The organism is Pseudomonas sp. MPR-R2A5 (assembly GCF_058793055.1).
Genome location: NZ_JBXAFK010000069.1, coordinates 13517 through 32880, shown reverse-complemented (window position 1 = coordinate 32880; position 19364 = coordinate 13517). Strand labels below are relative to the sequence as shown.

Here is a 19364-nt window from a genome sequence, read left to right as displayed (position 1 = left end):
CACATCGCCTGTAATGGGGCCGCTTCGCGCCCCAACGCGGGGCAAGCCCGCTCGCCACAACAAGCCCGCTCGCCACAACGCTGCGTCGAAGAGGGAGTGGGGCCTCCCAGGTTGTGGGTGAGATCGGTGCCGGTCAGCAGCCGTAACGCTTGCTGGCCTCGATCGCCAAGCCACTGCCGATGCTGCCAAAGATATTCCCTTCCACATGCCGCGCATTCGGCAACATCGCCGAGATGCTGTGGCGCAGTGCCGGAATGCCGCTGGAGCCGCCGGTAAAGAACACCGTGTCCACCTGGGCCACGTCCACCGAAGCGTCATTGAGCAATTGGGTGACGCTGTTACGCACGCGCTCCAGCAAGCCATCGATGGCCGATTCGAACAAGCTGCGGCTCAGGTCCACGCTCAGTCCTGGCTCAACCCGGTCGAGCAGCACATGGCGGCTGTCTTCATGGGTCAGCTGGATCTTGGTTTCTTCCACTTCCATCGCCAGCCAATGCCCGGCGCGCTGTTCGATCAGCTTGAACAGGCGGTCGATGCCGCCGGTGTCTTCGATGTCGTAGCGCATGCTGCCCAGGGCCAGCTGGGATTTTTGCGAATACACCGAGTTGATGGTGTGCCAGGTGGCCAGGTTCATGTGGTGGCTGGTGGGCATGTAGGCCCCGCTCTTCATCCGGCTGCCATAGCCGAACAACGGCATCATGCCGGCGAGCGAGAGTTGCTTGTCGAAGTCGGTACCGCCTATGTGTACGCCGCCGGTGGCGAGGATGTCATCGTGGCGGTTGTCATTGTGACGGCGATCGGGCGACAGGCGCACCAGCGAGAAGTCAGAGGTACCCCCGCCGATGTCGACAATCAGCACCAGCTCTTCTTTTTCAATGGTGGACTCGTAGTCGAAGGCCGCCGCGATCGGTTCGTACTGGAACGAGATGTCCTTGAAGCCGATCTTGCGTGCCACGTCCACCAGGGTGTTTTCCGCTTCCTGGTCGGCCATCGGGTCGTCATCGACGAAGAACACCGGGCGCCCCAGCACCACCTCTTCGAACTCACGGCCGGCGGTAGCTTCCGCGCGGCTCTTGAGCTGGCCGATAAACAGCGCCAGCAGGTCGGTGAACGGCATGGCCGTGCCGAGCACGCTGGTGTCGTGCTTGATCAGCTTGGAACCCAGCAGGCTCTTGAGCGAGCGCATCAGCCGGCCTTCGTAGTTTTCCAGGTATTCATGCAGGGCCAGGCGCCCGTAGACCGGGCGGCGCTCCTCGAAGTTGAAGAACACCACCGACGGCAAGGTGATCTTGTCGTCCTCCAGCGCGATAAGCGTCTCCTCGCCGGGGCGGATCCAGCCGACGGTGGAGTTGGACGTGCCAAAGTCGATGCCGCAGGCACGGGCTGGGGATGGGTTTTCCATGTCTATCGGGTTCCGGTTGAAAAACGGCCGCGCAGTGTATGCCACCCGCGTGCAGATGCGTAGGCCGACTATCTGTTAAATAGCGGGCACTGCGCCTTGAAAGACCAGGGTTCGTCCCCAACTTGTCCAGCATACGGTCGGTGGGTGCAAGGATATTCGTGCACTGCCGATAAACTTCTACGCACCCATCGGCTTGGGATTGAGATCAGTCAATTCAAACGCTGCAATCCGGCGCATGCTGTGCCGCTGGCTGTGCGAAATCGATCACGGAGGGTGACCCCCCAGATGGACTTTAAAGACTATTACAAGATTCTTGGCGTAGAGCCGACGGCGGACGACAAGGCGATCAAGGCGGCCTATCGCAAGCTGGCGCGCAAATATCACCCGGACGTGAGCAAGGAAAAGGACGCTGAAGCCAAGTTCAAGGATGCGTCCGAGGCCTATGAAGCGCTGAAAAGTGCCGACAAGCGCGCCGAATACGACGAGTTGCGCAAATACGGCCAGCATGGCCAGCCGTTCCAGGGCCCGCCAGGCTGGCAGAGCCGTGGCGGTTTTGGCGGTGGCCAGGGCACCGAGGACTTCTCCGACTTCTTCAGCTCGATCTTTGGCGGCCGTGGCGATGCCTTCGGCGGTGGCCAGCGCCGCAGTGCCGGGCGCAAGGGCCAGGACGTGGAGATGCAATTGTCGGTGTTTCTCGAGGAAACGCTGTCCACCGAGTCCAAGCAGATCAGCTTCCAGGTACCGCAATACGACGCCTCGGGGCGGCACGTCAGCAACACCACCAAGAGCCTGAACGTGAAGATCCCCGCCGGCGTGGCCGACGGTGAGCGCATCCGCCTCAAGGGCCAGGGCGCGCCGGGTGTTGGCGGTGGCGCCAACGGTGACCTGTACCTGATCATCAAGTTTGCACCGCACCCCAAATTTGAGGTGGAAGGCGAAAACCTGGTGATCACCGTGCCGGTAGCGCCTTGGGAGCTGGCGCTGGGTACCGAGGTGGCCGTGCCAACCCTGACCGGCAAGATCAACCTCAAGGTGCCGGCCGGCAGCCAGAACGGCCAGCGCATGCGCGCCAAGGGCCATGGTTTGCTGAACAAAAGCGGGCAACGCGGTTACCTGTTTATCCAACTGAAGGTGGTGATGCCTAAAGACGCCGATGACGAGGTCAAGGCCTTGTGGCAGGCACTCGCTGACAAAGCCGCTTTCGAACCGCGCAAAACCTGGAGTCACTGACCCGGCACCTGCCCTGCATAGTTAAGGCCCGGTCTTTGCGGGTCATGAATAAGCTCCTCATTTCTCATTGAGGTACTGGTTCATGGCCCATGCTCAACCCCCGCTTCCTCCGGGAGATCAGGGGCAGCACTATGCAACGCTCGTCTCCCTCATACCGCAGGCGCTGGTAAAGGCTTCGCCTCCCCAACGTACGGCGTTGCGCGCTATAGACCCCAAGCTCCCCGCTGGGTACACCAGCGCAACCCAGCAGCAAAAAGACACGCTCAAGACCTATGTCGACGCCAGTTGGACCTCATTGGTCCAAGGGGAAACGCAGATGGCGAAGATCCAGACGGTTGTGGCGTTCGCCAAGCCGCTGCTGGAAGCAGCCCTCAAGCGTCCCGGCCAGGTGATGACGGACGAACAATACTATGCAGACATCCTGATCTTGGATGAGGAAAGAAAAACCATACTGCGCAGGCTCTGTGACCAGGCGATGGGGCGTACCGCCAGCGTTGCCTAGTGTGCTCGACGCCCTGTACGCCCGGTGTGCGTTCACTGACCAGGTGCGCACACCGATCGCCTGAGATGCGGTAGCTATACAGTCCACCCACACTGGGTCGTTCGATAGGCTGAGGGCTTCGGCTAACCCTCAAGGACGATCCACCATGTCAACACCCGTCACATCCTCCACCCTCCCCGAAGGCACGTTCACCACGGACCTTCGGGGTGTTCATTACGATTTTCTCAAAGACCGCGTACCCACCTGGTTCAACCAGGCTATCCCGTACCGACAGGAAGAACTCGGCAACCATGAAATGCACCAGCTACCCTCCTGGTATCGGACAGCTTCGCCTGACGCCAGGGCCCGGCTGGCAGACAGCCACAACACCTTTCGTGAAACGCTGAACACGATCGAAAACAGCCTGGGGAGCATCACCGACATTCTGGCGTTTGCCGAGCAGCCGCTCAAAGAGGCGATCAAGCGAACCTTCAACCTGGACCTGGATGTCAGAAGCGTCTACTTCGCGCGCAAATATGCGTATCCACGAGGGCGTACTGACCTCTATGGTTTTTTTGCCTTCGAGCAACAGAACGATCCGACGCTGAGCTACCGGTATCGCGCCGTCTCCCTGCTGGAGGCCGCCCTGGCCAATTTCGAGCCCGGCGAAGCACGAGCCCCCTCCTGTCACGACTGCCTGATCATTACCACCTTCGGCGCGTATGACGGCGAGATTATCCCGACGTTCGATGCGCTCAGCGAACAGGCCGTGGCCATCGCCCCTCATGCGTTTGCCGCGCTGTGCCGGACGTTGGATCTGGGCGCGCGGTATCAAAAACACCTCAAGGAAATATTGACCCCCGCAGGGAACGCCGAGCGCTCCGCACTGATGCAGCAACTGCAAACCCATCAGCGTCAACAGCTGGCGCTGAGCGGCGAGATCGCGAACCTTCAATTTGCCCTTCGCCCAGGCACCCGCCGGGTTGAATCGGGCATCAGTGCCGATGCCTACCGCATGCTCAAGCAAGTGCTTGCCGACCCGTCCGGCGCGACCTTGGACGGCCGCCCCGTCACGTTCGCGGCATTGAAAATCTTTGGGGTGTCCTTGATCGGGCCCTTGTTGATCGGGCCCGACCGTCAAAGCAGTCGCAGGGTTGAGCGCCTGCTGGCATACATCCCCAATGACCCGCAGCAACCGCTCAAGGAGTATGCATCGGGTGCCGACTTCATGGCTGATCTGAGGTCGCGCTTGCACAGTGCGTCCTATCGCCGGTTCTTCAGTCGGTTTATCCCGCAGCGCGAACAGGGAGCGTTCTTTAAACAGTTCAACCGGTTGTACCAGCCTGCCAGCAACGGCAACCCGGCCACCGATTACCCGCTCAAGCCTGAACCCGCGCGGTTGCGTTTGGAAGAGACGCCCCTTACCGCCGCGCTGTGGGAGCAGCAGGTCCAGGCCTTCATCAACAAGGTGTTCGACGATGCCAGGGCGGTCGCCGTGCCCACCGGAGACGAGGACCGCAAGGCCCGCATGGAACGTTTAGAGGGCTATCTCGATGCGGTGCTCAGTTTTTTGAACGTGGCCGCCTTTGTTGTGCCGGGGCTGGGCCCGATCATGCTGGCGGTGGGCGCGGCGCAGATGTGTTCCGACGTATTCGAAGGGATCGAAGCGGCTGAACAGGGCGATACCCGGGCGATGTGGGCACATTTTTCCTCCGTGGCGCTCAATGCCGCGTTCTTTGCCGCCGGGTCCCAGGTAGTGCCCAGGATCAAGTTCGTGAGCATGTTGGATAATTTCAAACCGGTCACGATGCCCTCGGGAAAAAGGATGTTGTGGAAGGCTGACCTCGGGCCCTATGAGTCCACGGTCACTCTTGCGCCGCAGTCCAAGGCCAACGAGATTGGCCTGCACCAGCACCATGGCCGGACGGTGCTTGCGCTGGAGGGCAAGCACTACCAGGTCAGGCAAGACGCGGATACCGGGCAATACCGTATCCAGCACCCGACCCGGCCCGATGCCTATGCGCCGAAACTGGAGCATAACCACCAAGGTGCCTGGAGCCATGAAGTCGAAGAGCCGCTGACGTGGGACGAGCCGACGCTGTTGCGGCGCCTGGGGCTTGCCGAGTCATCGGACCAGGTACGTATCAGTGGGGTCGAGCCGCAAACACTGCGCGAAACCTTCGTCAATCATGAGCCTGTTCCCCTGACCCTGGAGGAAACCCTCAAGCGATTTGAGATCCATCAGACGCTCACCACGTTTGTTGAGCAGATGCGCAGCAGCGACCCACTCGTTTATGCGAAGGCTGATCCGGTGTTGCAGCTGCAAAGCATGCAGCGCTACAGCCTGTTGCCCGAGACGCCGCTGCTTCGCGTATTGGACAGCGACGCCAATGTGCTGTGGGAAGGCGACGGCCCTGCATCAACCGACAGGCGAATGGTGGTGCTCAGCCAGGGCAACGTGGATCGGGGCGAATTGCTTAACGAGGTGCTGTACACGTTGCAAGGTGTCGATGCGGACCTGCCGGGTATTCCCGGCAGCGCCCAGGACCCGTTGCATGCCCGGGCCAGCCAACTGCGGCGATTCATTGCCGACAAGGTGGATGCCATCAAGGGTTCGATGGTGAATGAGCGCTACAAAGCCTTGACCCGTACGGATGACCCCGATGTTCAGCGGGTGCAGGCGGACTTCCCCGCACTCTCGACCCCCGTGGCCACCCAACTGCTGGAAAACCTGAGCGCCGAGGCGTTGCAGCGTTTTCGCGGCAGCGGTCGCTTGCCTGAGGCCGTGGTTGAACAGGCCAAATGGTTTGAGCAGGAAGCGCGTGTCGCCCGTGCCTATGAAGGGCTGCACCTGGACACGCTGACGGACCTCGACAGCCAACGGTTGGCCTTGCGTACCCTCGAAACCCTGCCGGGGTGGCGGCGAGGAACGCGAGTGGAACTGCGCCAATATTCGGCGCAGGGCCCGATACTGGATGCCATCGGCTCCCCGGATGCGTTGCCCGCCAGGACGTTGGTCATCCAGAAAGACGATCGGTTTTCGGCGGGGGATTTTTACACCGCTGCCTGGGAAATCATGTCGCCGGGCGAGCGCCAAGCCATGGGGTTTAGCGAGGCATCTCAATTGAAGCCGGCGATCCAGCAATCCCCGCTGTCGCGCCAGCGCCTGCGCACTGTGTTGCTGGAACATCCGGTCCGCAAGCCGGCGTTTGATCCGTCGATGCGTGCAGTGGGCGGCGGCCCAGGTTTTCGCCAACTGTTGAAAAAAACCACACAGGCTTTCCGTTCTCCCGAAGCGCGCGTTCGCACGCTGTTTCCTTCGTTCACTGACGAACAGGTTATCGAGTTCATTCAGTCATTGGGCACGGATGTATCGGCTGGGCTGGCTCGCCGCGAGGCGGAATTCGAAACCCTGGATAAGACGCTCAAGGCGTGGGTCAAGGAAAACACCCCGCAACTGGCGATTACCGCATTTGATCGTAACGGTGGCATGGCCGGTCGTACTGCCAATGACATCCGGCGTTGCTGGCGCCGGGAGACGGGGCCGGCGTTAACCCTGACGTATGGCCGGGGGACAACGTTGCCGGCATTGAGCGGGGACTTCAGTCATGTCCAAACGCTCGAACTCGCCGGTTTCAGGGGCGCAAGCAACGTAGACACGCTGCTCAAGAATTTTACCGCGTTGAAAAGCTTGAGCGTGCGCAACTGCCAGCTTGCCGAGGTTCCCCTGGCAATCGATGCCATGCCAGGCCTGACCTCCCTGAGCCTGGAGACCAATCGAATTCGGCTGACCGCCCAAAGCGCAGCGAGGCTGAGTGCGCTCACCACGCTTGAGGAACTGAATCTGCAAGGCAACCCGCTGGGCGTGACGCCGGATTTCAGCGGCATGCTCCAGCTGAAAAGGTTGAATTTGATGCTGACGCAACTGGAGCAATGGCCAACGGGGTTGCACAACCAGACCTCATTGGAAATCGTCAACCTCAGCCGTAACCGGTTGCGAGAAGTCCCCCAGGCCAACCTGAATCCACCACCTGAGCAGCTTGCGGCGATTGCCCGGATCAATCGCGTGACGCTGCTGGATCACAATGCGTTTCCTGAAGATTACTGGCAACAATTTGACAGCTACTGGAAACGACTGGGAGAAAACCGGCCTGATTTGCTCCCCGGTGGGCTTGATGAGGCGTTTGACAGCGGCAACCCCAGGGTGGGCATTGTGCGCAAAATGTACCCAGGCTATGGCGTTCAAAAGGCCCGGGAATTTATCTGGAACCTGGGCCCTGGGGCAGACGCCGAGCTGGCCAGGCTTGAGCAAGCGTTTGATGTCCTCCAGGCTCAACTCAATGCCTGGGCATTCTCGGGAGGTGGCGCGTATCAGCGGTATGCCCGCCCAGGTGAGCGGAACCTCAATACAGTGGCGCACCGGGCGCGGCGCGAAGCTCAGCAGCGGATCTTGAGCTGCTGGAGACGGGAGACCCCTCAGATGCTGGCCAACGACGGCACCCGGATTGGCCTGGAACTGGACCTCAGTGGCTTGGGTTTGCCGAGCTTGCCCGACCTTGACGTGGACTTCAGTCATGTCGGTTCGCTCAAGCTGAGCAATATGGGCCTGAGCGCTTCTCCCGAGGGGTTTCTGTCGCGGTTTCGCGGGGTGCGCTGGCTGGACCTGTCAGGCAACCAACTGCGCGAACTCCCGCCTGCGCTGGGCGAGATGCGTGGGTTGACCCGTTTGTTCTTGCACAACAACAGGATTCGCTTGAGCCCGGAGACGGCCAGGATGTTGTCCGAGCGCGTGTCCCTCAGAGCCTTGATCATCCATGACAATGACCTGCGCCTGTCGCCCGATTTCAGCCAGATAACAGATATGCGCTCGCTCAGCATGGCGCGCGCAGGTCTTGAGACATGGCCGAGCGGTTTGGCCGAACAGCCGCTGCTGGACCGGATAGACCTGTCTGGCAACCGCATGACAACCATACCGGCGTCCGTCATTGCGCCGCCAGACGAACGCCTGGCGCAAACCGCCCGGGTCAATAACGTGACGCATGCGAACGACAACCCCTGGACGGATGCCACGCTGCAACAAGTGCGCGACTACGGCCAGCGACTTGAACGGGCGGGGCTGGCATCGCCCGGTAACCCCAACCGTCTGGTGGCTACGGCTTTTGCCGAGGTGAGCCGCGTCGCCACCGCGGCTCGGCCCGATGCGCCGTTTCGGCGCTGGGCGGCGGGGTTGACCGAAGAGCAAATAGCCAGCCGAAAAGCCCAGTGGGACAGCCTGCGAGGGCAGGCCGGGGCCGATGGGTTCTTCGAGGTGCTCAGGGACCTGCAAGCGGGCGCCGCTGAGCATGAGGATCTTCAGCGCCGGGTGTGGGACGTGATAGATACCGTCAGCGCACACTCCGCCGAGTCTGAAAGCCTGCGCGAGCAGATGTTCGAATGGGCAGGCAGGGCGACGTGTTGCGATCGTGCGGCCTTGTCCTTCAGTAATCTGGAAATCATGGCAATGGTCTACAAGGCGCGGGCCCAGGCCCTGGACTCGACCCAGGGCGAGGTCTTGTCGACATTGTCCAGAGGCCTGTTTCGTCTGGACCAGGTTGAGAAGGTCGCCTTGAACGATATCGATCAACGTAGAACCGCCATTAACAACTCGAACCTGACGCCTGATCAGAAAACCCAGCAGTTGGAAAAACTGGAAGAAGTCGAAATAAGGCTGGCCTATCGGTATGGCCTCAAGGATCGGCTGCAGTTGCCGGGGCAGCCGCAACATGCGCGGTTCATCGGCCTTGGAAAGGTTACCCAGGCGATGCTGGACGCTGCTTATGAACGCATCGTGGCACTGGATAACTCACCCGAGGAGTTTCAAGCGCTGCTGTCCAGAGACTTCTGGCAGGACTATGTGACCCATAAATACCGCTCGCGATTCGAGGCGCAAAGCAAACCTTATCAAGACGAACTCGCCGTTTTGTTCGATAGATATACCGAGGGGAGTTTGTCGACCCACGCCTATGAGCGCCGGGCCCAAGAGCTGCAAGCGCGGCTGGTGATTGACGACGGCATGTTGATTGATGCGCTGACCCGCGAAGAGATCGTTACCCGCCCGATGGCGTCGGGAGATCTTGAAGCGCTGGTGGAGCCCGCTCCCGGCAGCTTGGCGGTGTTGGCGCTGTCGCAGGCACGCCCCATTGAGTTCGAGGGCAAGCGCTATTTTATTGCGAGCATGCCGGATGCCGGTGATGGGCAGTATTACCTGTTGAGGGTGCAGAGCCGGAGCAACCCCTACGAGCTGGTCAGCAGCGGGATTGTCGCCAAGCCTGACGTGGCCGGCGTTTGGAGACGTAGAGGCGAGACCGGCGGGGGCGGGACAGGCGCGTCTGGCGAGGCGCATGCCACCGTACCGGAGTCGATACCGATGGTGCCCTACACGGCGGGCGAACTCAGCTTCATGCGGCGGGACGTTCACTTCACCACCCAGCAAAACAAGTTGGGTAGCTATAACCGCGCCAACAACGGCAAGTATCCCCTCCGGGACCTGCAGGGCCGACCCATTCGCATTCGAAGCCTGCAGACGCAAGTCAAAATGCCTTCAGGTCACACCTATACGTCCACGCCAATCAAACCCTATATCAAGTTTGAAGGGTTTGAGGCGGTAGGGGCGCTTTATGAAGAGAAACTGCGGTGGCGAACGTTCACTGCCGAGGATGTGAAAGTCCCTGGAGAAGCCGCGTTGGTCGGGCAGTCCATGGTGGTTGCCAACCGGCCCATTGCCAAAGGAGAAATCGTGGGGGTGTACGGCGGGGTGATTTTACCGCGCAGTTTGTCTGTGGCCTCGGAGGGGACATTCGGCATGGTCGTCGGCACGGCAAAAGTCGTTGAGGGCGGCACTTTCCATACCGTACCGCTCTTTATCGAGGGCGACTCCATCATTTCCAGAATCAACACCCATTTCGAATATGACGCCGATGGCAAACCTGTCCGACAGGCTGCGGGCGGTTACAACGTGGAGTCCGTGTCTTTCGCGGTAGAGGCCGAGCACGCGACCAGCCGTCCAGGCGTGAGGACCAACTATGTGCTCAATGCTGTGTTTGCCACTGAAGACATTCCGGCGGGTGTCGAGTTGCGACTGAACTACGAATATACGGAGGCGATGATCAAAACCAAGTTTGCGTGACTCTGCCAGTAGAGGTTCAACCCTGGACATGCAGGCCATGTTCAGGGTTGAGTGGCCCCCGTTAAAACAGGAAATACCGCTGCGCCATGGGCAGCACATCCGCAGGTTCACACCACAGCAACACGCCGTCGGCCTTGACCTGATAGGTCTGTGGGTCCACCTCGATGTCCGGCAGGTAATCGTTGTGGATCAGGTCGGTCTTCTGCACATTGCGGCAGCCCTTGACCACGGCGATCTGTTTTTTCAAGCCCAGGGTTTCCGGCAACCCGGCCTCCTGCGCCGCCTGGCTGATAAACGTCAGGCTGGTGGCATGCAGCGAGCTGCCGAAGCTGGCGAACATCGGGCGGTAGTGCACTGGTTGCGGGGTGGGGATCGACGCGTTGGCGTCGCCCATCAGGCTGGAGGCGATCGCGCCGCCCTTGAGGATCAGGGTTGGCTTGATGCCAAAGAACGCCGGACGCCACAGTACCAGGTCAGCCCACTTGCCGACTTCGATGGAGCCGACGATATGGCTGATGCCATGGGTGATCGCCGGGTTGATGGTGTACTTGGCGATGTAGCGCTTGGCGCGGAAGTTGTCGTTGCCGGGGCCGTCGCCGGGCAGCGCGCCACGTTGTTTTTTCATCTTGTCGGCGGTCTGCCAGGTGCGCGTGATCACTTCGCCGACACGGCCCATGGCCTGGCTGTCGGAACTGATCATCGAGAACGCGCCGAGGTCATGCAGGATGTCTTCGGCGGCGATGGTCTCGCGACGGATGCGGCTTTCGGCGAAGGCCACGTCTTCGGCGATGCTCGGGTCGAGGTGATGGCAGACCATCAACATGTCCAGGTGCTCGTCGATGGTATTGCGCGTGAACGGCCGCGTCGGGTTGGTCGAGCTGGGCAGCACGTTGGGGAAGCCACAGGCCTTGATGATGTCGGGCGCATGACCGCCGCCGGCGCCTTCGGTGTGGTAGGTGTGGATGGTGCGGCCCTTGAGCGCGGCGAGGGTGGTTTCGACGAAGCCGGACTCGTTGAGGGTGTCGCTGTGGATCGCCACCTGCACATCGTATTGGTCGGCGACGCTCAGGCAGTTGTCGATACTGGCGGGCGTGGTGCCCCAGTCTTCATGCAGCTTCAAGCCGATGGCGCCGGCCTTGACCTGCTCGATCAACGGCTCCGGCAAGCTGGCGTTACCCTTGCCGGTGAAGCCGATGTTCATCGGGAACGAGTCACTGGCTTGGAGCATGCGCGCCAGGTGCCAAGGCCCTGAGGTACAGGTGGTGGCGTTGGTGCCGGTCGCCGGGCCGGTGCCGCCGCCGATCATGGTGGTGACGCCACTGGTCAGGGCCTCTTCGATCTGCTGCGGGCAGATGAAATGCACATGGGAGTCGATGCCGCCGGCGGTGAGGATCATGCCTTCGCCGGCAATCACTTCGGTGCTGGCGCCGATGGCCATGGTCACGCCGGGTTGGATATCCGGGTTGCCGGCTTTGCCAATGGCGTGAATGCGGCCGTTCTTGAGGCCGACGTCGGCCTTGACGATGCCCCAGTGATCGATGATCAGCGCGTTGGTGATCAGGGTGTCGACCACCTCGTGAGCGAGCAACTGGCTCTGGCCCTGGCCGTCGCGGATGACCTTGCCGCCGCCGAATTTCACTTCTTCGCCATAGACGGTGAAGTCCTGTTCCACTTCGACGAACAGCTCGGTGTCGGCCAGGCGGACCTTGTCACCGACGGTGGGGCCGTACATGTCGGCGTAGGCTTGGCGACTGATTTTCATGTGTGTGCCCTGAAGATGTGTGTTGAATGTGAAATCGCTATCGGGGGCAAGCCCTAATGCCGTTCAGTTAAGCGTACATCGCCTTCTGTAGGAGCGAGCTTGCTCGCGAAAAACGTCAACGATAACGCGTGTTTCCTGAGTGAACGCGGCGCCTGTGAGTTCTTCGCGAGCAAGCTCGCTCCTACAAAAAAGCCTTAACTGAACGGCATTAGGGCAAGCCCCCTCCCACATTAGAGGTGGGAGGGGGCTTGCCCCCGATGAGGCCCTAAAGGTCGCCCATGATCCGTCCGGCAAACCCGAACACCCGCCGCCCGCCGCTCAAATCAACCAGCTCGACCTCGCGACTCTGCCCCGGCTCGAACCGCACCGCCGTGCCCGCCGGAATATTCAGGCGCATGCCGCGGCTCAATGGGCGGTCAAACGTCAGCGCGTCATTGGTCTCGAAAAAATGGTAGTGCGAGCCCACCTGGATCGGCCGGTCGCCGCTGTTGGCCACGTTGAGGGTGACGGTGCGGCGGCCGACGTTGAGTTCGATGTCGCCAGGCTGGATCTGATATTCACCAGGAATCATGCAGGTTGCCCCAGGGTCTTGAAGTAGATGGCGGTCGGGCTGTAGCGCCCGTCCGGGCTTTGGCAGTAGTCGGGCAGTTCACCCAGCTTGGTGTAGCGCAGCGACTGGTAGAAAGCTTCGGCCGGCGAGCCGGCCTCGGTGTCCAGGTACAGCAGGCCGCGCTTGTGCTGGCGCGCGGCGAGTTCCAGGGTGTTCATCAACTGTTGGCCCAGGCCATGGCGGCGTGCGCTGCTGTGCACCAGCAGCTTTTGCACCTCGGCGCGGTTCAGGCCATTGGCTTTCTGGCACAGCGCCAGTTGCACGCTGGCGATCACCTGTTCATCGCGCACCACCACCCATAGCAACAGGCTGGCGTCTTCGATACTTGCCTGCACAGCGTTCAAATAGCTGCGGGCCTGGGCCTCGTCGAAGTCGGCCATGAAGCCGACCGAGGCGCCGTGCTTGACCGCGTCCAGCAACAGCTCAATCAAGCCCAGGCGGTAGTGGGCAAAACTTTCAGCATTGACTCGACGTAATTGCGCGGCGCTCATCGATCTCACTCCTTGGGCGGTTCTGCGCCCGGGTTCAAGGTCAGTTGCATAAAGGTCAGGTCGAGCCAGCGGCCGAACTTGATGCCCACTTGCGGCATCTGCCCGGTGGTCGTGAAGCCCAGGCGCTCATGCAGGCGGATCGAAGCCTGGTTGCCGCTTTCAATGGCGGCAACCATCACGTGCTTGCCGCAGGTGCCGGCGCGTTCGATCAAGGCTTGCATCAGGCGTGGGCCGAGGCCCTTGCCGCGCTGGTCGCTACGGACGTACACCGAGTGTTCGACGGTGTAGCGATAGCCTTCGAAGGGGCGCCAGTCGCCAAATGAGGCGTAGCCAACCACTTCATCGTGTTCCACCGCGACCAGGATCGGGTAGCGCTGGCCCTGGCGCGCGCTGAACCAGGCCAGGCGGTTCGCCAGGTCCACCTGTTGCTCGTTCCAGATCGCCGTGGTGTTGAGTACCGCGTCATTGTAGATGTCGCGGATTGCCGGCAGGTCGTGCTCGGTTGCGTCACGAATCATGGCCGGGCCTCAGGCAATGGGCTGGTGGACGGTGACCAGCTTGGTCCCGTCGGGGAAGGTGGCTTCCACCTGGATATCCGGGATCATTTCCGGGATGCCTTCCATCACCTGTTCGCGGGTGAGCAAGGTGGTGCCGAAGTGCATCAGGTCGGCCACGGTGCGGCCATCGCGGGCGCCTTCCATCAAGGCGGCGGAGATATAGGCGATGGTTTCCGGGTAGTTGAGTTTCACCCCGCGCGCCAGGCGCCGTTCGGCGACTAAGCCTGCGGTGAAAATCAGCAGTTTGTCTTTTTCCCGTGGGGTCAGGTCCATGGTTCAAGGTCCTTCAAAGAATGCATTCTTAAATACAACAGAGATCAAGTGTGGGAGGGAGCTTGCTCCCGATAGCAGTGGGTCAGGCAATACGTGTGCTGACTGATCCGCCGCCATCGGGAGCAAGCTCCCTCCCACATTTTGATCTTCATGTGCTCCAGATTCGTGGTGAGACCGCCTCTCGCCCAAACAGGGCGGGGCGTAACAATTTCCATAAATCGATCAACCACTGCCGCGCCAGCAATGCTTCACTGGCCAGGCAGCGGGCCACCAGCAGGCCGGGCAGTTGGGTCAGGTCGCCGCGCACCGCGTGGGGCAGTGAACGGCATTGTTCAAGCAATTCGCCAGGGATTTCGCCAGTCACCAGCAACGTCGCAAACACCGGCTGCCCATCCAGCCCGATGGGTGAGTCCAGCAAACCATCGGCGCCCACAATGCGCTGGCGTTCATGCCAGAGCAACTGGCCGTCGCGGCGGATATCCAGGTGCGATTGGAAGTGGCCCAGGTCGAAACGCTCACCACTGGCCGGGCGGCCGAGGGCGACCACGTCCCAGTAGAACAGGCGGGCATCGCCTTGCAGCTCGATACGCGTGGTGAGCTCGGCCTGGGCGGCGCTGAATACGATGGTTTCCTGGGGCAGCCATTCCAACGTGGCGCCGGCTTCTACGGTGAGATCGAGTTGCTGAAACGCCGGGCCGCTCGCGCGATACCACTTGGCAGCGCCAGGGCTGGTCAATTGCGCCCAGGCGCCCGCGCCGACGTGGGCGCTGATATCCAGGCGATCGCCGCCGGCAATCCCGCCGGGCGGGTGCACGATGATGTGCTGGCACACTTCGGGGCCTTCGGCGTACAGGTGCTTTTGCACCCGCAGCGGGCCGTGGTGGCGGCGCATCACCGGGCGCGTGGTATCGCCGAAACGCGCGTAGCCGAGTTCCAGCGCGGCATGCCAGCTGGGGGTGAACAGGGCGGGGGAAACGGGCAGGTTCATGGCTCAGGCTTATTGTCAGGACGCTACAGATTAGATGGTTACGAGACCGCGTACACCGTCACTTTCCATATTTTCACCGCGGCCTTGCTGCACGATTTCGCCACGCGACATCACCAGGTACTGGTCGGCCAACTCGGCGGCGAAGTCGTAGAACTGCTCCACCAGCAGGATCGCCATATCGCCCCGCGCGGCAAGCTTCTTGATCACCGCGCCGATTTCCTTGATCACTGACGGCTGTATGCCTTCGGTGGGCTCATCGAGGATCAACAGGCGCGGGCGACTGGCCAGGGCGCGGCCAATGGCCAACTGTTGCTGCTGGCCGCCGGACAAGTCACCGCCACGCCGATGCTTCATTTGCAGCAACACCGGGAACAGTTCGTAGATAAACGCCGGCACTTCCTTGGCCTCGGAGCCAGGAAAACGCGACAGCCCCATCAACAGGTTTTCTTCCACGGTCAGCCGCCCGAAAATCTCCCGGCCCTGGGGCACATAGGCGATCCCGGCGTGTACACGCTGGTGCGGCTTGAAGCCGGTGATGGCCTGGCCTTCCCAATTCACCGCGCCCTCTTTGGCCGGCAGCAAACCCATCAGGCACTTGAGCAGGGTAGTCTTGCCCACGCCGTTACGCCCGAGCAGGCAGGTGACTTCGCCGACCTTCACGTCGAAAGACAGCCCTCGCAGGATGTGGCTACCGCCGTAGTACTGGTGCAGCTTGTCGACTTGCAACATTCTCAAAACCTCCTCAATTCCCTGTAGGAGCGAGCTTGCTCGCGAAAAACCTGAGGGCGCCGCGTGCATTCAGGCTGCTCGCGTTATCGTTAACGATTTTCGCGAGCAAGCTCGCTCCTACAGAAAAGCGAACTCAGCGCCCGAGGTACACCTCGATCACGCGCTCGTTTTCCTGCACCTGCTCCAACGAGCCTTCGGCCAGTACGCTGCCCTGGTGCAGCACCGTCACATGGTCGGCGATCGAACCGACAAAGCCCATGTCGTGCTCCACCACCATCAGCGAGTGCTTGCCCGCCAGGCGCTTGAACAGTTCGGCGGTGAATTCGGTTTCCGCGTCGGTCATGCCGGCCACCGGTTCATCCAGCAGTAGCAGTTGCGGGTCTTGCATCAGCAGCATGCCGATTTCCAGGAACTGCTTCTGGCCGTGGGACAGCAACCCCGCCGGGCGCTGCACCGAGGCGGTGAGGCGGATGGTGTCGAGCACTTCATCGATGCGGTCTTTCTGCTCACCACTCAGGCGCGCACGGAGGCTGGCCCATACGGATTTATCGGTCTTCTGTGCCAGTTCCAGGTTCTCGAACACGCTCAAGGCTTCGAACACCGTGGGCTTCTGGAACTTGCGGCCGATACCGGCCTGGGCGATCTGCACTTCGCTCATGCTGGTCAGGTCGAGGGTTTCGCCAAACCAGGCCTTGCCGTGGCTGGGCCGGGTCTTGCCGGTGATCACGTCCATCAGCGTGGTCTTGCCTGCGCCGTTGGGGCCGATGATGCAGCGCAATTCACCGACACCGATGTACAGGTTGAGGTCGTTGAGCGCCTTGAAACCGTCGAAGCTGACGCTGATATCTTCCAGGGTCAGGATCGTGCCGTGGCGCGTGTCGAGGCCCGTCCCGGCCGCCTGGCCGATACCGATCGCATCGCGACCGCTGCCGGCATCAAGGATAGGTTCGAGCATAAATTCCGCCGTCGCAGTGATTCTCATGGTTCACCCCGTTTCTTCAGCAGGCCGATCACGCCCTTGGGCAAATACAAGGTGACGATGATGAACAGCGCCCCGAGGAAGAACAGCCAGTATTCCGGGAACGCCACGGTGAACCAGCTCTTCATGCCGTTGACCACGCCAGCGCCGAGCAGCGGCCCGATCAAGGTGCCGCGTCCGCCCAGGGCCACCCATACCGCAGCTTCGATGGAGTTGGTCGGCGACATTTCGCTGGGGTTGATAATGCCCACCTGCGGCACATACAACGCGCCCGCCAGGCCGCACAGCACCGCGCTCAGCACCCACACGAACAGCTTGAAGCCGCGTGGGTCGTAGCCGCAGAACATCAGGCGGTTTTCCGCATCGCGCAATGCCGTCAGCACCCGGCCGAACTTGCTTTGCGCCAGGCGCCAGCCGATGTACAGGCTGGCCACCAGCAACAGCACCGTGGCCACGAACAACACCGCGCGCGTGCCCGGTTCGGTAATGCCAAAGCCGAGGATGCTGCGAAAGTTGGTGAAGCCGTTATTGCCGCCGAACCCGGTCTCGTTGCGAAAGAACAACAGCATCCCGGCGAAGGTCAGGGCCTGGGTCATGATCGAGAAGTACACGCCCTTGATCCGCGAGCGGAAGGCGAAGAAGCCGAACACCAATGCCAGCAAGCCCGGTGCGAGCACCACCAGGCACAGCGCCCAGAGGAAGTGTTCGGTGCCGACCCAATACCAGGGCAATTCGGTCCAGGATAAAAACGTCATGAACGCCGGCAACCCGTCACCGGAGGCCTGGCGCATCAAGTACATGCCCATGGCGTAGCCACCGAGGGCGAAGAACAACCCGTGGCCGAGGGACAGCATGCCGGCGTAGCCCCACACCAGGTCGAGTGCAAGGGCCACGATGGCGTAGCAGAGGATCTTCCCCACCAGCGTCAGCGTGTAGGCCGATACATGCAGCGGGTTTTCCGGCGCCAGCAGCGAACACAACGGCAGGGCCAGCAGCAGGGCCAGGATCACGGCGCCGACGGCAATCGTCACCTTGGGGCCGGCCTTTTGCGTGGCGGTGAGCATCAATGGCTGGTTCATCAGTCGATCACCCGTCCTTTCAGTGCGAAGAGTCCTTGCGGGCGTTTCTGGATAAACAGAATGATCAGCGCGAGGATCAGGATCTTGCCGAGTACGGCGCCGATTTGTGGTTCCAGGATCTTGTTGGCGATGCCCAGCCCGAACGCCGCCATGACGCTGCCGGCCAACTGGCCGACCCCGCCGAGCACCACCACCAGGAACGAGTCGATGATGTAGCTCTGGCCCAGGTCCGGACCGACGTTGCCGATCTGGCTCAGCGCCACACCGCCCAACCCGGCGATGCCGGAGCCGAGGCCAAAGGCGAGCATGTCCACGCGCCCGGTGGGCACGCCGCAGCAGGCGGCCATGTTGCGGTTCTGGGTCACGGCACGCACATTCAGGCCCAGGCGCGTCTTGTTCAGCAGCAGCCAGGTGAGCACCACAACAAACAGTGCGAACGCGATGATCACGATGCGGTTGTACGGCAACACCAGGTTGGGCAGCACCTGGATGCCACCGGACAGCCAGGCGGGGTTGGCCACTTCAACGTTCTGCGCACCGAACACCAGGCGCACCAGTTGGATCAGCATCAGGCTGATGCCCCAGGTGGCGAGCAGGGTTTCCAGCGGACGCCCATACAGGTGACGAATCACCGTGCGTTCCAGGGCCATGCCGATGGCGGCGGTGACGAAGAACGCCACCGGCAGCGCGATCAGCGGGTAGAACTCGATGGCCTGGGGCACATAGCGCTGCATCAGCAACTGCACCACGTAGGTGGAGTAGGCACCGAGCATCAGCATTTCGCCGTGGGCCATGTTGATCACGCCGAGCAGGCCGAAGGTGATCGCCAGGCCCAGGGCCGCCAGCAGCAGGATCGACCCCAGGGACATGCCGCTGAAGGCCTGGCCGAGGATTTCACCCAGCATCAGTTTGCGTTTGACCTGCGCCAGGCTGGTCTCGGCGGCGGTGTGCACGCTGGCGTCGGCTTCCACGCCGGGGGCGAGCAGGGCTTCGAGGCGGGTGCGGGCCAGCGGGTCGCCGGTGCTGCCGAGCAAGCGCACGGCGGCCAGGCGTACCACTGGGTCGGTGTCCACCAGTTGCAGGTTGGCCAGTGCCAGGCTGAGGGCGGTGTGCACGTCCTCATTGGTTTCGGCGGCGACCTGCTGGTCGAGGAATTTCAGTTGCGCCGGTTGCGCGGTTTTTTGCAGGGTTCGCGCAGCGGCCAGGCGTACCTTGGGGTCGGCGGCGAGCAGTTGCTGGCTGGCCTGTACGTTGTCGATCAGGCCGCGCAGGCGGTTGTTCAGGCGTACGGTCTTGGTTTCACCGTTGAGCGTGAGCTGGCCTTGTTGCAGCGCGTCCACCAACTCGATGCGCGCCGGGTCGGGTTGGGCGGCCCAGTCCTGGAGCAGCTTGGCTTGTTGCGCGGGGTTGGCGGCCAGGAAGTCTTCGGCGTCGCCTGCATGTGCCGCCAAAGGCAGCAACAGCAGCAATGCCAGGAAATAGCGATTGAGGGCAGCGGGCATAAACAAATGTCCTAGTCATGCGCGGACAGTGTGGGAGGGGGCTTGCCCCCGATAGCAGTGGGTCAGTGACAAGTGCATTGCCTGACACGCCGCTATCGGGGGCAAGCCCCCTCCCA

Annotated in this window: 14 protein-coding genes and 1 pseudogene; 3 read left to right on the top strand and 12 right to left on the bottom strand. The window is 61.7% G+C overall.

Going from position 1 to position 19364, the window contains the following annotated elements; genetic code table 11:
- Positions 1-133: 133 nt before the first annotated feature.
- Positions 134-1402 carry an Hsp70 family protein gene (locus tag AC1Q6I_RS32025; RefSeq protein WP_024073129.1) on the bottom strand — a complete coding sequence of 423 codons (1269 nt, stop codon included), beginning with the start codon at positions 1400-1402 and terminating at the stop codon, positions 134-136.
- 285 nt (positions 1403-1687) lie between these two features.
- On the opposite strand from AC1Q6I_RS32025, the gene cbpA reads away from it, so the two are divergent.
- From cbpA to AC1Q6I_RS32010, 3 genes are all read left to right on the top strand, one after another.
- Complete coding sequence (gene cbpA, locus AC1Q6I_RS32020; RefSeq protein ID WP_024073130.1) at positions 1688-2632, top strand: curved DNA-binding protein; 945 nt, start codon at positions 1688-1690, stop codon at positions 2630-2632.
- A gap of 82 nt (positions 2633-2714) precedes the next feature.
- Positions 2715-3134 (top strand): hypothetical protein, encoded by a 420-nt coding sequence (locus AC1Q6I_RS32015; protein ID WP_102624879.1) that lies wholly within the window; start codon positions 2715-2717, stop codon positions 3132-3134.
- A gap of 145 nt (positions 3135-3279) precedes the next feature.
- On the top strand, positions 3280-10278 hold the full coding sequence (locus AC1Q6I_RS32010) for an NEL-type E3 ubiquitin ligase domain-containing protein (protein WP_102624878.1): 6999 nt from the start codon (positions 3280-3282) through the stop codon (positions 10276-10278).
- 61 nt (positions 10279-10339) lie between these two features.
- Here AC1Q6I_RS32010 and ureC read toward each other — a convergent pair whose 3' ends face one another.
- The 11 genes and pseudogenes from ureC to urtB all read right to left on the bottom strand — a co-directional run bounded on the left by ureC (position 10340) and on the right by urtB (position 19248).
- Positions 10340-12040 (bottom strand): urease subunit alpha, encoded by a 1701-nt coding sequence (gene ureC / locus AC1Q6I_RS32005; RefSeq protein WP_024073133.1) that lies wholly within the window; start codon positions 12038-12040, stop codon positions 10340-10342.
- Positions 12041-12305: 265 nt separating this feature from the next.
- Positions 12306-12611, bottom strand: a complete 306-nt coding sequence (locus AC1Q6I_RS32000) for an urease subunit beta (protein ID WP_024073134.1) — start codon at positions 12609-12611, stop codon at positions 12306-12308.
- Entirely contained in the window at positions 12608-13141 is a 534-nt protein-coding gene (locus tag AC1Q6I_RS31995; RefSeq protein ID WP_024073135.1) for a GNAT family N-acetyltransferase, read from the bottom strand. The genes AC1Q6I_RS32000 and AC1Q6I_RS31995 overlap by 4 nt, the downstream gene beginning before the upstream one ends.
- 5 nt (positions 13142-13146) lie before the next feature.
- On the bottom strand, positions 13147-13659 hold the full coding sequence (locus tag AC1Q6I_RS31990; protein WP_024073136.1) for a GNAT family N-acetyltransferase: 513 nt from the start codon (positions 13657-13659) through the stop codon (positions 13147-13149).
- A gap of 9 nt (positions 13660-13668) precedes the next feature.
- Complete coding sequence (locus AC1Q6I_RS31985) at positions 13669-13971, bottom strand: urease subunit gamma (protein WP_069075162.1); 303 nt, start codon at positions 13969-13971, stop codon at positions 13669-13671.
- Between the two features lie 148 nt (positions 13972-14119).
- A complete protein-coding gene (locus AC1Q6I_RS31980; protein WP_102624877.1) occupies positions 14120-14959 on the bottom strand; it encodes an urease accessory protein UreD in 840 nt (279 codons plus the stop codon).
- A 30-nt stretch (positions 14960-14989) separates the two neighbouring features.
- Positions 14990-15688, bottom strand: coding sequence for an urea ABC transporter ATP-binding subunit UrtE (urtE, locus tag AC1Q6I_RS31975; RefSeq protein WP_024073139.1), 699 nt, complete (start codon positions 15686-15688; stop codon positions 14990-14992).
- Between the two features lie 22 nt (positions 15689-15710).
- Positions 15711-15797 (bottom strand): annotated as a pseudogene (locus AC1Q6I_RS31970) (outer membrane lipoprotein carrier protein LolA); the annotation flags it as partial.
- 24 nt (positions 15798-15821) lie between these two features.
- Positions 15822-16670 (bottom strand): urea ABC transporter ATP-binding protein UrtD, encoded by an 849-nt coding sequence (gene urtD / locus AC1Q6I_RS31965; RefSeq protein WP_024073140.1) that lies wholly within the window; start codon positions 16668-16670, stop codon positions 15822-15824.
- On the bottom strand, positions 16667-17746 hold the full coding sequence (urtC, locus tag AC1Q6I_RS31960; RefSeq protein WP_024073141.1) for an urea ABC transporter permease subunit UrtC: 1080 nt from the start codon (positions 17744-17746) through the stop codon (positions 16667-16669). The genes urtD and urtC overlap by 4 nt, the downstream gene beginning before the upstream one ends.
- Entirely contained in the window at positions 17746-19248 is a 1503-nt protein-coding gene (urtB, locus tag AC1Q6I_RS31955; RefSeq protein WP_041160828.1) for an urea ABC transporter permease subunit UrtB, read from the bottom strand. The genes urtC and urtB overlap by 1 nt, the downstream gene beginning before the upstream one ends.
- Between the last annotated feature and the right edge of the window lie 116 nt (positions 19249-19364).